The organism is Streptomyces sp. NPDC044063, assembly GCF_056434285.1.
Genome location: NZ_JBWKFM010000024.1, coordinates 1 through 14,252 on the forward strand (window position 1 = coordinate 1; position 14,252 = coordinate 14,252).

At 75.0% G+C, this 14,252-nt stretch carries 11 protein-coding genes; 10 read left to right on the forward strand and 1 reads right to left on the reverse strand.

What is annotated here, in order from left to right; translation table 11 throughout:
• Positions 1–1,219, reverse strand: a 1,219-nt coding sequence (locus AC07BS_RS25745) for a MarP family serine protease (protein ID WP_478934646.1), incomplete at its 3' end; no start/stop codon positions are given.
• Positions 1,220–1,448: 229 nt separating this feature from the next.
• Between AC07BS_RS25745 and AC07BS_RS25750 the strand changes: the two genes are divergently transcribed.
• The 10 genes from AC07BS_RS25750 (at position 1,449) to AC07BS_RS25795 (ending at position 14,194) form a co-directional block, all read left to right on the forward strand.
• Positions 1,449–3,221, forward strand: coding sequence for a dolichyl-phosphate-mannose--protein mannosyltransferase (locus AC07BS_RS25750; protein WP_478934647.1), 1,773 nt, complete (start codon positions 1,449–1,451; stop codon positions 3,219–3,221).
• A gap of 127 nt (positions 3,222–3,348) precedes the next feature.
• Positions 3,349–4,959: a penicillin-binding transpeptidase domain-containing protein gene (locus tag AC07BS_RS25755; protein ID WP_478649858.1), complete on the forward strand. Its 1,611-nt coding sequence runs from the start codon at positions 3,349–3,351 to the stop codon at positions 4,957–4,959.
• Between the two features lie 780 nt (positions 4,960–5,739).
• Entirely contained in the window at positions 5,740–6,207 is a 468-nt protein-coding gene (locus tag AC07BS_RS25760) for a DUF6299 family protein (protein ID WP_478934648.1), read from the forward strand.
• A 110-nt stretch (positions 6,208–6,317) separates the two neighbouring features.
• Positions 6,318–7,172, forward strand: coding sequence for a 16S rRNA (cytidine(1402)-2'-O)-methyltransferase (gene rsmI / locus AC07BS_RS25765; RefSeq protein ID WP_478649862.1), 855 nt, complete (start codon positions 6,318–6,320; stop codon positions 7,170–7,172).
• Positions 7,173–7,359: 187 nt separating this feature from the next.
• A complete protein-coding gene (locus tag AC07BS_RS25770) occupies positions 7,360–7,812 on the forward strand; it encodes a hypothetical protein (RefSeq protein ID WP_478649865.1) in 453 nt (150 codons plus the stop codon).
• A gap of 33 nt (positions 7,813–7,845) precedes the next feature.
• The gene (locus AC07BS_RS25775; protein ID WP_478649868.1) at positions 7,846–8,772 is read left to right on the forward strand and encodes a TatD family hydrolase; all 927 of its coding nucleotides are present in this window, start codon (positions 7,846–7,848) and stop codon (positions 8,770–8,772) included.
• A 94-nt stretch (positions 8,773–8,866) separates the two neighbouring features.
• On the forward strand, positions 8,867–10,471 hold the full coding sequence (locus tag AC07BS_RS25780) for a ubiquitin-like domain-containing protein (RefSeq protein WP_478649870.1): 1,605 nt from the start codon (positions 8,867–8,869) through the stop codon (positions 10,469–10,471).
• Positions 10,468–11,358, forward strand: a complete 891-nt coding sequence (gene rsmA / locus AC07BS_RS25785) for a 16S rRNA (adenine(1518)-N(6)/adenine(1519)-N(6))-dimethyltransferase RsmA (protein WP_478649873.1) — start codon at positions 10,468–10,470, stop codon at positions 11,356–11,358. The genes AC07BS_RS25780 and rsmA overlap by 4 nt, the downstream gene beginning before the upstream one ends.
• The gene (locus AC07BS_RS25790) at positions 11,355–12,260 is read left to right on the forward strand and encodes a 4-(cytidine 5'-diphospho)-2-C-methyl-D-erythritol kinase (protein ID WP_478649876.1); all 906 of its coding nucleotides are present in this window, start codon (positions 11,355–11,357) and stop codon (positions 12,258–12,260) included. The genes rsmA and AC07BS_RS25790 overlap by 4 nt, the downstream gene beginning before the upstream one ends.
• A 128-nt stretch (positions 12,261–12,388) precedes the next feature.
• Positions 12,389–14,194, forward strand: a complete 1,806-nt coding sequence (locus AC07BS_RS25795) for an ABC-F family ATP-binding cassette domain-containing protein (RefSeq protein WP_478649877.1) — start codon at positions 12,389–12,391, stop codon at positions 14,192–14,194.
• Positions 14,195–14,252: the final 58 nt, after the last annotated feature.

Genomic DNA, 14,252 nt, shown 5'->3' on the forward strand with positions numbered 1-14,252 from the left:
CCCCCCCCCCCCCCCCCCCCCCCCCCCCCCCCCCCCCCCCCCCCCCCCCCCCCCCCCCCCCCCCCCCCCCCCCCCCCCCCCCCCCCCCCCCGACCTGGTCGGCCGTCAGGACGTAGCCGGTCTCCGCGTCGGCGGTGGAGCGGGCGAACACCACGCCGTAGACCTTGCCGGTGGTGGTCAGCAGGGGGCCGCCGGAGTTGCCGGGGCGGACCGTGGAGCGCACCGAGTAGACCTCGCGGGTGGTGACGCCGTCGCCGTAGATGTCCTGGCCCTTGGCCCGTACCCGGGTGGCGACGGTGGCGGCCCGCAGGTCCAGGCCGCCGTTCTCCGGGAAGCCCGCCACGACCGCCGGGTCGCCGCGCTTGGCGCTCTTGTCGAACGGCAGCACGGGCGCCGAGAGCCCCGGGACGTCGAGGACGGCCACGTCGGTGCGGGGGTCGAAGAGGACGACCTTCGCGCGCAGGGCCCGCCCGGTGCCGCCGACCTTGACGGTCGGGGCGTTCACACCGGCCACGACGTGCGCGTTGGTCATCACGTGCTCGGGGGAGAAGACGAAACCGCTGCCCTCCTGGCCCCGGCGGCCGCCGCCGACGTCCGCCACGCCCTCGATCTTGACGACACTGGAGCGCGCCGCCTGGGTCGCGGCGATCGTCACGGCGTCGCCGGACGGCCGGGCGACGCTCGTGGCGGGCTCGTTCTCGAAGGGGTTGAAGACCTGGGGGAAGCCCGCCCCCGCCAGCGCGTCGGTGGTCCGGCTGAACCAGGTGGGCGCCTGCTCCGGCATGGCCTTGTGCACCGCGCCCAGCAGCGTCGACTCCTTGATGGCCCGGTTCAGCGGGGTGGAGTTCGCCGACACCAGCACGCTGGCGGCCACCCAGCCCACCAGCAGCACGCCCAGCGCGCCCGCGACCGCGCCGCCCACGCCGTCGAGGCCCCGCAGCGGCGCCCACGTCAGCCGGGAGCGCAGCCGCCAGGCGAGCCGCGCCGCCAGGGCGTGGCCCAGGGCGGCGGGCAGGAGCACGACCAGCACCGCGACGACGGCCGCGGTGGCCGTGCCCGGCTCGAACGGCCGCACGGCCCAGGGCAGCGCCCACACGCCCAGCACGGCGCCGCCGAGGAACCCGGCGAGCAGCACGGCGCCGGCCACCAGGCCGCGCCGGAAGCCGGACACGGCATAGACGACGACCGCCAGCAGGAGCAGCAGATCGATCAGGTTCAACGCGGAGCCCTTTCCGTACGCACGCGCCCCCCGTCCGCGTCCACGGGTGTGGACGCCCGTGGACCCGTAGAAACGCCCGCGGGGAGGCCGGCGGTTCCCTTTCCTGGTGGATTCATGGCGTACGCCACGTCTCGCCCGGCGCCGCGCGAGCGCCGTCGGCGCGGGCCGACGGCCCCGGCGCGCGCGGCGTCCCCGGGACTCCCACAGGCTCGTTCCCTACGATGGCGCGGTGACCAGTGACACCGCGACGCACGCCCGGCAGGGCCGACCGACGGACGAGCAGCAGCCCCCGTGGCAGCGCAGACTCCGCCGTTTCGGCTACCCGGGCCCCCGCCCCGCGACGGCCCGCACCGGTGTGCGCGAGCGGCTGGTGCCGCCCTTCGCCGAGCCCGGAACGCGGCTGTGGGCGGCGCTGGGCGCGTCCCCGGTGGCGGCGCGGACCCTCGCGCTGTCCATGGGGTGGGCCGGCCCGCTGCTGGTGGCGCTGTTCGCGGGACTGATCCGGTTCTGGCACCTGGGCAGCCCCAAGGCCGTCATATTCGACGAGACGTACTACGCCAAGGACGCCTGGGCCCTGCTGAACAACGGCTACGAGGCCGACTGGGGCAAGGACAAGGACATCAACGACCGGATCGTCGCCGGTCACACCGACGTGCCCGAGGCCATCGGCTACGTCGTCCACCCGCCCGTCGGCAAGTGGGTCATCGCCGTCGGCGAATGGCTCCACGGCATGACCCCCTACGGCTGGCGCTTCATGGTGGCGCTGCTGGGCACGGTGTCGGTGTTCCTGCTGTGCCGGATCGGGCGGCGGATGTTCCGCTCCACGTTCCTGGGCTGTCTGGCGGGCGCGCTGCTGGCCGTGGACGGGCTGCACTTCGTCATGAGCCGCACGGCGCTGCTGGACTCGGTGCTGGTGTTCTTCGTGCTGGCCGCCTTCGGCTGCCTGCTGGTGGACCGGGACGCGGCACGGGCCCGGCTGGCGGCGGCCCTGCCGGACGGCCCGGAGGCCCTGCCCGACCCCGCCGTCGGGGACCGGCTGCGACTGGGATGGCGGCCCTGGCGACTCGCGGCCGGGGTGTGCCTGGGCCTGGCCTGCGCCACCAAGTGGAACGGCGCCGTGTACCTGGCGGCGTTCGGCCTGCTGACGGTCCTGTGGGACGTGGGCGCGCGGCGGACGGCCGGGGCCCGGCGGCCCTGGCGCTCGGCGCTGCTCCGGGACGCGCCGTGGGCGTTCCTGTCGACCGTCCCCGTGGCGGTGGGCGTCTACCTCGCCTCCTGGACCGGCTGGTTCACCCACAGCGGCACGTACAGCGAGACGACCGGCTGGCAGAAGAGCGGCTACTACCGGCACTGGGCGGAGACCGAGGGCGGCTACAGCTCCGACGGCTTCCTCGCCGGCGTCCTCAACCCGCTGCGCAGCCTGTGGCACTACGAGCAGCAGGTGTGGGACTTCAACACCAACCTCACCTCGCCGCACACGTACCAGTCGAACCCGTGGAGCTGGCTGGTCCAGTCCCGCCCGGTGTCGTACTTCTACGAGTCGCCGTCCCCCGGCCACGACGGCTGCCCGGCGGACGCGACCGAGAAGTGCGCCCGCGAGGTGCTCGCGCTGGGCACCCCGCTGCTGTGGTGGACGGCGTGCTTCGCGCTGGCGTACCTGCTCTACCGGTGGGCGCTGCGGCGCGACTGGCGGGCGGGCGCGGTGCTGTGCGGCGTGGCCGCCGGCTACCTGCCCTGGTTCATGTACCAGGAGCGGACGATTTTCGTCTTCTACGCCGTCGTCTTCGTGCCGTTCCTGTGTCTGGCGGTGGCCATGATGATCGGCGCGCTCCTGGGGCCCGCCGGGGCGTCGGAACGGCGCCGCGTCGTGGGCGTGGTGACGGCGGGCACGCTGGTCCTTCTCATCGCCTGGAACTTCGTCTACTTCTTCCCGATCTACACGGGGCAGGCGATCCCGCTGGACGCCTGGCGCAACCGGATGTGGTTCGACACCTGGATCTGACGGCCGGACACCGACCGTACCAAGAACCGCTTTTCAGCCAGTTCCCTCCCATGCGTCGCAGGCGTCCCGGTACAGTGCGACGAGGGTTTTAATCGGGTGATTAAAACCAGGGGGAGGGGATCAACGGATGCGCACGAGCGCGAAGATCGCCATCGGTGGGGCCGTCGTCGCCGTGGTGGGGGCGGCCGGACTGGGGGCCTACAACCTGGTGGACGCCGTCTCGGGGGACGGCACGGGCGGGACGCGCGCCGAGGCCGCGCCCCGGACCGGGCCGCCCACCGCGGCCGAGACCGAGCGGACCGCGCGCGACTTCCTCGCCGCGTGGGCGGCGGGGGACACCGCCAAGGCGGCCGCCCTGACCGACGACGCCTCGGCGGCCACCACCGGGCTCACCGGCTACCGCGACACCGCGCACGTCGAGAAGGTGACGTTCACTCAGCGACCCGCCACGGGCGACACCGTGCCCTACGCCGTCACCGCCGAGGTCGTCCACGGCAAGCAGCGCTCCACCTGGAAGTACGACGCGTCCCTGACCGTCGTCCGCGGCGGCACCGGCCGCGCGGTCGTCGGCTGGCGCCCCGCCGTCCTCCACCCCGACCTCACCCCGGGCCAGGTGCTCACCACCGCCCCCACCGGCCCGGCGCCGGTCACCGTCGTCGACCGCGACGGCACCGAGCTGGACGCCAAGTCCTACCCGTCGCTGACCTACCTCCTGCCCGAGCTGGTCAAGCGGTACGGCGAGAAGGCCGGCGGCGAACCGGCCGTCCAGGTGCGCGCCGGCGCCCCCGGGGCCGCCGGCGCCCGCGCCCTCCACACCGTCTCCGACGGCAAGCCGGCGCGGCTGAAAACCACCCTCAGCGCGGCCGTCCAGCGCGCCGCCGAGAGCGCCGTCTCCGGGCGCCCCGACGCCTCCGTCGTCGCCGTGAAGCCGAGCACCGGCGAGATCCTCGCCGTCGCCAACGCCCGGAAGACGGAGTTCAACGCGGCGCTCAACGGCCAGACCGCGCCCGGCTCCACGATGAAGGTCGTCACCTCCGCGCTCCTCCTGGAACAGGGCAAGGCCTCGCCGGGCAAGCCGCTGCCGTGCCCGAAGACGGCCACCTACGGCATGACCTTCCACAACGTCGAGCACAGCGAGAACGCCGGCGCCACCTTCGCCCAGGACTTCGCCGCCTCCTGCAACACCGCCTTCGTCTCGCTGGCCGGCGGGATCGGCGACGACGCGCTCGCCGCCCACGCCCGCGACGTCTTCGGCCTCGGCCTCGACTGGAAGGTCGGCGTCGGCGCCTTCGACGGCAAGGTGCCGGCCGACTCCGGCGCCGGCAAGGCCGCCGCGATGATCGGCCAGGGCCGGGTGCAGATGAGCCCGCTCAACATGGCCTCGGTCGCCGCCACCGTGCGCACCGGCACGTTCCACCAGCCCTACCTGGTCGCTCCGTCGCTGGACGACCGGCACCTCGCCACCGCCGCCCGGTCGCTGTCCCCGTCCGTCGCCCGCGACCTGCGCTCGATGATGCGGCTGACGGCCGTCTCCGGCACCGGCGCGAAGGCGATGTCCGGGCTCGGCGGCGAGATCGGCGCCAAGACCGGCTCGGCCGAGATCGACGGCCAGAGCGCGCCCAACGGCTGGTTCACCGCCTACCAGGACGACATGGCGGCCGCCGCGGTCGTCCCCGGCGGCGGCCACGGCGGCGACACGGCCGGCCCGATCGTCGCGGCGGTACTCCGCGCGGGCTGACCGACGGCGGCATGGGCGCGCCGACCGCCGGGCCGGCCGCCGGGCCGTCAGTCCGCCCTGCCGGCCGCCGGGCCGGGCTGCCGGTCGGCGGTCCCGCCGGGCCTGCGGTGGCCGTCCGGGTCGCGATGGCCTCGGCTGTGTCGGCCGTCCCTGTCCGGGCGTCCGGGACCACCGGCAGGTGCCGTGCCGCGGGCTGACCGACCGCGGCATGGGTGCGCCGACCGCCGGGCCGCCCTGTCGGCCGCCGGGCTGCGCTGCCGGCCGGCGGTCCCGCCGGGCCGGCGGTGGCCGTCCGGCGTCGCGATGGCCTCGGCCGTGTCGGCCGTCCGCGTCCGGGCGTCCGGGACCACCAGCAGGTGCCGTGCCGGGCTCGGCCCCCCTGGCGATCCCCGCCCGGGCGCCGCACCCGGCGTGGACGGCCGTACTCCGCGCGGCCCGACCTCGCGCGGCACCGCGCGGCCGGCACCGCGGCGGCCCGGGCCGCCCCCGTGTGGCCCCGCCGGGCCTCGGCCGTCCGGCCGCCCTGCCGGCCAGCGGCCGGCAGGGCCAGGCGCCGCCCCACCGCGCGGCCCGACCTCGCGCGGCACCGCGCGGCCGGCACCGCGGCGGCCCGGGCCGCCCCTGTGTGGCCCCGCCGGGCCTCGGCCGTCCGGTCGCCCTGCCGGCCGGCGGCCGGCAGGGCCCGGCGCCGCGCCACCGCGTGGGTGACGTGCCCACCACGCGGCCCCCGGGTCGGATATCCCTGGCGTCGCCACGTCCACCCGGAGGGAAACCGACCCCATGCGCATCCGTGACGCGATCGGCCTCGCCGCCGGCGCCGCCGCCCTGTCCGCCACCGCCGCCGTCACCGGGCCCGTCCCGGCGGCGGCGGTCGCCGCCGAGCCGGCCGCCCCGCTCAACACCCTCAGCATCGACCGCACCGGGCACATCGCGCCCGACGGCACCATCACCCTCACCGGCACCTACCGCTGTGCCCCGCTCGCCCGCCCCACCGGCCTCGTCGTCGTCGCCAGCAACATCCGGCAGCACGGCATCACCAGCGGCATCGGCGGGACGACCGCCACCTGTGACGGCCGCGAGCACCGGTGGCGCAACCACGCCCGTCCCCACGGCACGCCCTACCGGCCCGGGACGGCCAACGCCGACGGAACGATCATGCAGTTCAAGCGGAACAAGGCCGGCATCCCGCTGCCGCACTTCCTCGCCGTCATCCCCGAGCGCAAGATCGCCCTCGCCGCGGACGGCTGACCGCCGCGGACGGCTGACCGCCGCGGACGGCTGACCGCCGCGGACGGCTGACCGCCGCGGACGGCCGACCGGCGGCCCGCGGGACGGCCGGGTCCTGCGAGGATGGTGGGGTGACTGGAACGCTCGTACTCGCAGGAACCCCCATCGGTGACGTCGCCGACGCGCCCCCGCGGCTCGCCGCCGAGCTCGCCGCCGCCGAGGTCATCGCGGCCGAGGACACCCGCCGGCTGCGCCGCCTCACCCAGGCCCTGGGGGTGCACACCACCGGCCGGGTGGTCTCCTACTTCGAGGGCAACGAGTCCGCCCGGACGCCCGAGCTCGTCGAGGCGCTGGCCGGCGGCGCGCGGGTGCTGCTGGTCACCGACGCCGGGATGCCGTCGGTCTCCGACCCCGGCTACCGGCTGGTGGCCGCCGCCGTCGAGCGCGACATCAAGGTCACGGCGGTGCCCGGCCCCTCGGCCGTGCTGACGGCGCTGGCCGTCTCCGGGCTGCCGGTGGACCGCTTCTGCTTCGAGGGCTTCCTGCCGCGCAAGGCGGGCGAGCGGCTGGGCCGGCTGCGCGAGGTGGCCGACGAGCGGCGCACGCTCGTCTACTTCGAGGCCCCGCACCGGCTGGACGACACCCTCGCGGCGATGGCCGAGGCGTTCGGCGCCGACCGCCGCGCCGCGGTGTGCCGGGAGCTGACCAAGACCTACGAGGAGGTCAAGCGGGGCCCGCTCGGCGAGCTCGCGGCGTGGGCGGCCGAGGGCGTACGTGGCGAGATCACGATCGTCGTGGAGGGCGCGCCCGAGCGCGGCCCGGACGAGCTGGACCCCGCCGAGCTGGTGCGCAGGGTGCGGGTGCGCGAGGAGGCGGGGGAGCGGCGCAAGGAGGCGATCGCGGCCGTGGCGGCCGAAACCGGCCTTCCCAAGCGCGAGGTGTTCGATGCCGTCGTGGCGGCAAAAAATGCTGCCCAGCCGGGCTGACCGTATGGCAAAGGGCTGATCTGAAAAGCAAAGCTCAGGCATCGCTTTTCGGCCCCCAGGACATGTGGTTGCCAATTTTGCCCCAATTCGTGGGCCGGTCTGCTGCGCCGCCGACGGGATGGGCGTTCCCTGGATGTGGGACGTCCGATCCCGAGAGAGACTTGTCCGACGGACAAGAGGAGCTGCCATGAGCGAGACCGCAGGAGCCTCGAGCGGCCAGACCGCACCCCGCACGCGTACCGCCACGGCGGTGGGCGCGGCGGGATCCGACACGGTGCACGAGTCGTACTCCTTCGCCTGCATGCGGTGCGGCCAGGGGTGGGAGCAGTCGTACGAGATACGGCACCACGTCGACGCCGAGGGACACCCCTTCGTCACCTACTACGCGGACGGCGAGCGTGTCCCGTCCCCGCTGACCCGGCCGACCTGCCTGAACTGCGGTGAGCACGTGGTGCGCATCATGAAGTCCGGACAGGTGTCCCTCGTCGCCGACGCCCTCCACCTGCCCGGCCGCAGGGTGATCCCGGCCAGCGCGCAGGCGCCCGCCGGCCCGCTGCAGAACGGCGGCGGCCACGAGGAGGGCGAGGAGCGGCACCACTGGCACCTGTCGGACCTGCTCCGGCCCTTCCACCGCAAGTGAGCCCGGCCGCCCGCGGTACCTAGAATCGCGGACATGGCGGCAACAGCATCGAACAACGGCCCGGTCGGCGGCGAGCGGAAGAAGAACGAGGGCAAGGACGTCCCCCCGCCGCTCCCGGAGCCGCTGGCGGTCCCCGTGGCCGACTCCCACACCCACCTCGACATGCTCCCCGGCGGTGCCACCGTCGAGGAGGCCCTCGCACAGGCGGCGTCGGTGGGAGTGACCACGGTGATCCAGGTCGGTTGCGACCTGGCCGGTTCGCGCTGGGCGGCCGGGACGGCCGCCGCCCACGACGCCGTCTGGGCGACCGTGGCCCTCCACCCCAACGAGGCCCCCCGCATCGTCCACGGCGACCCCGACGGCTGGTCCCGGCAGGGCGAGCGCGAGCCCGGCGGCATGGCGGCCCTGGACGCGGCCCTCGCCGAGATCGACGCGCTGGCCGCGCTCCCGCAGGTCCGCGGCGTCGGCGAGACCGGCCTCGACTATTTCCGCACCGGCCCCGAGGGCATGGCGGCGCAGGAGTACTCCTTCCGCCGCCACATCGACATCGCCAAGCGGCACGGCAAGGCCCTGGTCATCCACGACCGGGAGGCCCACGACGACGTCCTGCGGGTCCTCGCAGAGGAGGGCGCGCCGGAGACCGTCGTCTTCCACTGCTACTCCGGCGACGCGGAGATGGCCAAGGTCTGCGCCGAGGCCGGCTACTACCTGTCCTTCGCCGGGAACGTCACCTTCAAGAACGCCCAGCACCTGCGCGACGCCCTCGCGATCGCCCCCCTCGACCGGGTGCTCGTCGAGACCGACGCACCCTTCCTCACCCCGATGCCGTATCGCGGACGGCCCAACGCGCCCTACCTCGTTCCGGTCACTTTGCGGGCGATGGCCGCGACGCTCGGGATGGCCGAGGACGCCCTGGCCACGGCAGTCGCGGCCAATACCGCACGCGCCTTCGGGTACTGACCCCGATATCCGCGACACCGTGTGACAATGCGACTTTGGAGGGTGACGGTCACTCCGCTACAGTCCCGGGCCTAGCCGGACCCAGTGGAGTGTCGTGAGTCATGCACAGGGCAGCCCCCACGCTGCACCCCGCGCCGCGACGGAAACGCAGCCGTACGAGCCGTACGCGCCGCCCGACCCGTACGGCTCGCCAGGGCCCTACGGGGCGCCGTACGACGCCCACCCGCCGTCGTACGGCCCGCACGAGCCCTTCGGGCAGCACAGGCTGCCCCGGCAGGCCGCCGCGCCCGGACACCACGCGCCCGCCGGCGCCGACCGGAACCCCTACGGCCCCTCCTACGGGCCGCCCCCCGCGGCGGCCCACCCGGAGGCCGGGGAGTTCGGGGAGAGCGCGCCGGCCCGCGTCGCCGTCTGGGCGCCCGCCGACATCGCGCTGCCCGACGTCGACCCCGAGGACGAGCCCCCCGCCACCGGCGGCCGGGCCGCCGCCCGGCGCGCGGCCCGGCAACAGGAACGCCGCGGCCGCCCCGGCACCCGCGACCGGTCCCGCGAGCGTGCCGACCGGCGCACCCGGGAACCCGCCCACGAGCGGCCCCGCGAGCGCCAGGCCGAGCCGCTGCGCCGGCTGCTCCCGCAGGCCCTCGTCGTCGCCTTCCTCGCCGGCGGCACCTCCGCCTTCGTGGCCGGCGACAAGGCCGTCCAGCTGAGCGTCGACGGCAGGCCCCGCACCCTCCACACCTTCGCCGGCGACGTGGCGGAACTCCTCGCCGACGAGGGCATGGCCGTCGGCGAGCACGACATCGTCGCCCCCGGCCCCGGCCACGACCTGGCCTCCGGCGACCGCGTCATCGTCCGCTACGGCCGTCCCGTCACCCTCACCCTCGACGGCGAGCGCCGCCAGGTGTGGACCACTGCCCGCACCGTCGACGCCGCCCTGCGCCAGCTGGGCGTACGCGCCGAGGGCGCCTACCTCTCCGCCTCCCGCTCCGCCCCCATCGGGCGCCGCGGCCTCGACCTCGACGTGCGCACCGAGCGCACCGTCACCTTCGTGGCCGACGGCCGCGAACGCACCGTCCGCACCAACGCCGCCACCGTCCGCGAGGCCATCGACGAGGCCGGCATCACCCTGAACGGCCAGGACACCACCTCCGTCGACCCCGCCAGCTTCCCCCGCGAGGGCCAGACCATCTCCGTCATGCGCATCACCGGCGCCGAGGAGGTCCGCGAGGAGCCCATCGCCTTCAGCACCGAGCGCCGCGACGACCCCACCCTCTACAAGGGCACCGAGGTCGTCGCCCAGCACGGCGAGAAGGGCGTCGAACGCGTCACGTACGCCCTGCGGACCGTCAACGGCGTCCAGCAGAAGCCCCGCAAGATCTCCTCGGAGATCGTCAAGCAGCCCCGCACCCAGATCGTCAAGGTCGGCACCAAGGCCCGCCCCACCTCCGTCCAGGGCGCCGACGGCCTGAACTGGTCCGGGCTCGCCCAGTGCGAGGCCGGCGGCCGCCCCGACGCCGTCGACCCCTCCGGCACCTACGGCGGGCTGTACCAGTTCGACGTCCACACCTGGCACTCCCTCGGCGGCGACGGGCGACCCCAGGACGCCAGCGCCGGCGAGCAGACCTACCGGGCCAAGAAGCTCTACGTCAGCCGGGGGGCGAGCCCCTGGCCCGTGTGCGGCCGTAAACTTCACGGGTGAGCTCCAGCCCCAGCACAGACGAGTCCGGCGAGTCCGGCGCCCTCCTCGGCCCGGCCGACATCCGCGAACTGGCCGCCGCCCTCGGGGTCCGCCCCACCAAGCAGCGCGGCCAGAACTTCGTGATCGACGCCAACACGGTGCGGCGCATCGTCCGGACCGCCGAGGTGCGGCCCGACGACGTCGTCGTCGAGGTCGGGCCGGGACTCGGCTCGCTCACCCTGGCCCTGCTGGAGGCCGCCGACCGCGTCACCGCCGTCGAGATCGACGACGTGCTCGCCGCGGCCCTGCCCGGCACCATCGCCGCCCGGCTGCCCGGCCGCGCCGACCGCTTCGCGCTCGTGCACAGCGACGCCATGCACGTCCAGGAGCTGCCCGGCCCGGCGCCCACCGCGCTCGTGGCCAACCTGCCCTACAACGTCGCCGTGCCCGTGCTGCTCCACATGCTCGACCGCTTCCCCAGCATCGAGCGCACCCTCGTCATGGTCCAGGCCGAGGTCGCCGACCGGCTCGCCGCCAGGCCCGGCAACAAGGTCTACGGCGTCCCCTCCGTCAAGGCCAACTGGTACGCCGAGGTCAAGCGGGCCGGCGCCATCGGCCGCAACGTCTTCTGGCCCGCCCCCAACGTCGACTCCGGCCTCGTCTCCCTGGTCCGCCGCGACAAGCCCATCGAGACCACGGCCAGCAAGGCCGAGGTCTTCGCCGTCGTCGACGCCGCCTTCGCCCAGCGCCGCAAGACGCTCCGCGCGGCCCTGGCCGGCTGGGCCGGCTCCGCCGCGGCCGCCGAGGCCGCCCTGACGGCCGCCGGCGTCTCCCCGCAGGCCCGCGGCGAAGCCCTCACCGTGTACGAGTTCGCCGCCATCGCCGAACAGAAGGGCGCCACCCTGTGACCGCCTCCGTCACGGTCCGCGTACCCGCCAAGGTCAACGTCCAGCTCGCCGTGGGCCCCCTGCGCCCCGACGGCTTCCACGACCTCGCCAACGTCTTCCTCGCGGTGGGGCTGTACGACGAGGTGACCGTCACCCCCGCCGACGAGCTGCGCGTCACCTGCGAAGGCCCCGACGCGGCCCAGGTCCCCCTCGACACGAGCAACCTCGCCGCCCGCGCGGCCCTCGCCCTCGCCGCCCGCCACGGCCGCGACGCGAACGTCCACATCCACATCGCCAAGGACATCCCGGTCGCCGGCGGCATGGCCGGCGGCAGCGCCGACGGCGCGGGCGCGCTGCTCGCCTGCGACGCCCTGTGGGGCACGGGCGCCACCCGCGAGGAACTCCTCGACATCTGCGCCGAACTCGGCAGCGACGTGCCGTTCAGCCTGATCGGTGGCGCGGCGCTCGGCCGCGGCCGGGGCGAGCTGCTCACCCCTCTGGAGACCGGTGGCACCTTCCACTGGGTCTTCGCCGTCGCCGACGGCGGCCTGTCCACCCCCGCCGTCTACGCCGAGTGCGACCGCCTGCGCGCCGGCACCGACGTCCCGGACCCCGAGGCCTCCACCGCCCTCCTGGCCGCCCTGCGCACCGGCGACGCCGAGGCCCTGGCGGCCGCCGTGGGCAACGACCTCCAGCCCGCCGCCGTCTCCCTGCGGCCGTCGCTGGCCGCCACGCTGACGGCCGGCGAGGAGGCCGGGGCCCTGGCGGCGATGGTCTCCGGCTCCGGCCCGACGACGGCCTTCCTCGTGGCCGACGCCCCGGGCGCGGAGAAGGTGGCCGAGGCGCTGACCGCCTCCGGCACGTGCCGCACGGTCAGGGTCACCTCGGGCCCGGTACCGGGCGCGACGGTCATCACGCGCTAGACCCTTCCGGCCGCGGGTACTCAGGCCCCGCGGCCCGCATGCGCCGGGCCCCGGGGCGCGCGTGACGGGGCCCGCGCCCGGCGTGGGATGCTGGGAGGAGTCCCACGAATCAAGGAGCGGCAAGCGGCATGGCAGCCAACCTGGTCAACCTGGAAGCCGTCGACAAGGTGTACGGCACCCGCGCCCTGCTCGACGGCATCTCCCTCGGCGTCAACGAGGGCGACCGGATCGGCGTGGTCGGCCGCAACGGCGACGGCAAGACCACCCTCATCCGTGTTCTCGCCAAGCTGGAGGAGGCCGACAAGGGCCGCGTCACCCACGCCGGCCACGTCCGCCTCGGCGTGCTCACCCAGCACGACTCCCTCGACCCGGCCGCCACCGTGCGGCACGAGGTCCTCGGCGACATGGCCGACCACGAGTGGGCGGGTAACGCCAAGGTCCGCGACGTCCTGACCGGGCTGTTCGGCGGGCTCGACCTGCCCGCCTTCCCGCAGGGCCTCGACACCGTCATCGGCCCGCTCTCCGGCGGCGAGCGCCGCCGTATCGCGCTGGCCAAGCTCCTCATCGCCGACCAGGACCTCATCGTCCTCGACGAGCCCACCAACCACCTCGACGTCGAGGGCATCTCCTGGCTCGCCCGCCACCTCCAGCAGCGCCGCTCCGCGCTGGTGTGCGTCACCCACGACCGCTGGTTCCTCGACCAGGTCTGCACCCGCATGTGGGACGTCCAGCGCGGCACCGTCCACGAGTACGAGGGCGGCTACAGCGACTACGTCTTCGCCCGGGCCGAGCGCGAGCGCATCGCCGCCACCGAGGAGGCCAAGCGCCAGAACCTGATGCGCAAGGAGCTCGCCTGGCTGCGCCGCGGCGCCCCCGCCCGCACCAGCAAGCCGCGCTTCCGCATCGAGGCCGCCAACGAGCTCATCGCCGACGTGCCCCCGCCGCGCGACAGCTCCGAGCTGATGAAGTTCGCCACCTCGCGGCTCGGCAGGACCGTCTTCGACCTGGAGAACGTCACCGTCCAGGCCGGCCCCAAGTCCCTCATCGAGCACCTCACCTGGCAGCTGGGCCCCGGCGACCGCATCGGCCTCGTCGGCGTCAACGGCGCCGGCAAGACCTCGCTGCTGCGCACCCTCGCCGAGGCGGCCGCCACCGAGGGCGAGAAGCAGCCGGCGGGCGGCAAGGTCGTGGTCGGCAGGACCGTCAAGCTGGCCTACCTCTCCCAGGAGGTCGCCGAACTCGACCCGGCCAAGCGGGTCCTGGAGGCCGTCCAGCAGATCCGCGACCGCGTGGACCTCGGCAAGGGCCGGGAGATGACGGCCGGGCAGCTCTGCGAGAAGTTCGGCTTCACCAAGGAGAAGCAGTGGACGCCCGTCGGCGACCTCTCCGGCGGTGAGCGGCGCCGGCTGCAGATCCTGCGGCTGCTCATGGACGAGCCCAACGTCCTGTTCCTCGACGAGCCGACCAACGACCTCGACATCGAGACCCTGACCCAGCTGGAGGACCTCCTCGACGGCTGGCCCGGCTCGATGATCGTCATCAGCCACGACCGGTACTTCGTCGAGCGCACCACCGACAAGGTGTTCGCGCTCCTGGGCGACCGGGCGCTGCGCATGCTGCCGCGCGGCCTGGACGAGTACCTGGAGCGCCGGCAGCGGGTGATGGAGGCCGCCGCCGCGGCCGCTCCCGCCGCGGCCCCGGCGGCCGCCAAGGCCAAGCCGGCCGCCGACGCCCGCGCGGCCAAGAAGGAGCTCCAGAAGATCGAGCGCCGCCTGGACCGCGTCAGCGAGCAGGAGGCCAAGCTGCACGCCGCCATCGCCGAGCAGGCCACCGACTTCGAGGCGGTCGCCAAGCTGGACGCCCAGCTGCGCGAACTGGCGGGAGAGCGCGACGAGCTCGAGCTGCGCTGGCTCGAACTGGCCGACGACGTCTGAGCGGTGACCGTACGGCGCACGGCGCACTGAGGCGCCATCACGGCGCGCGCCCAGTGCC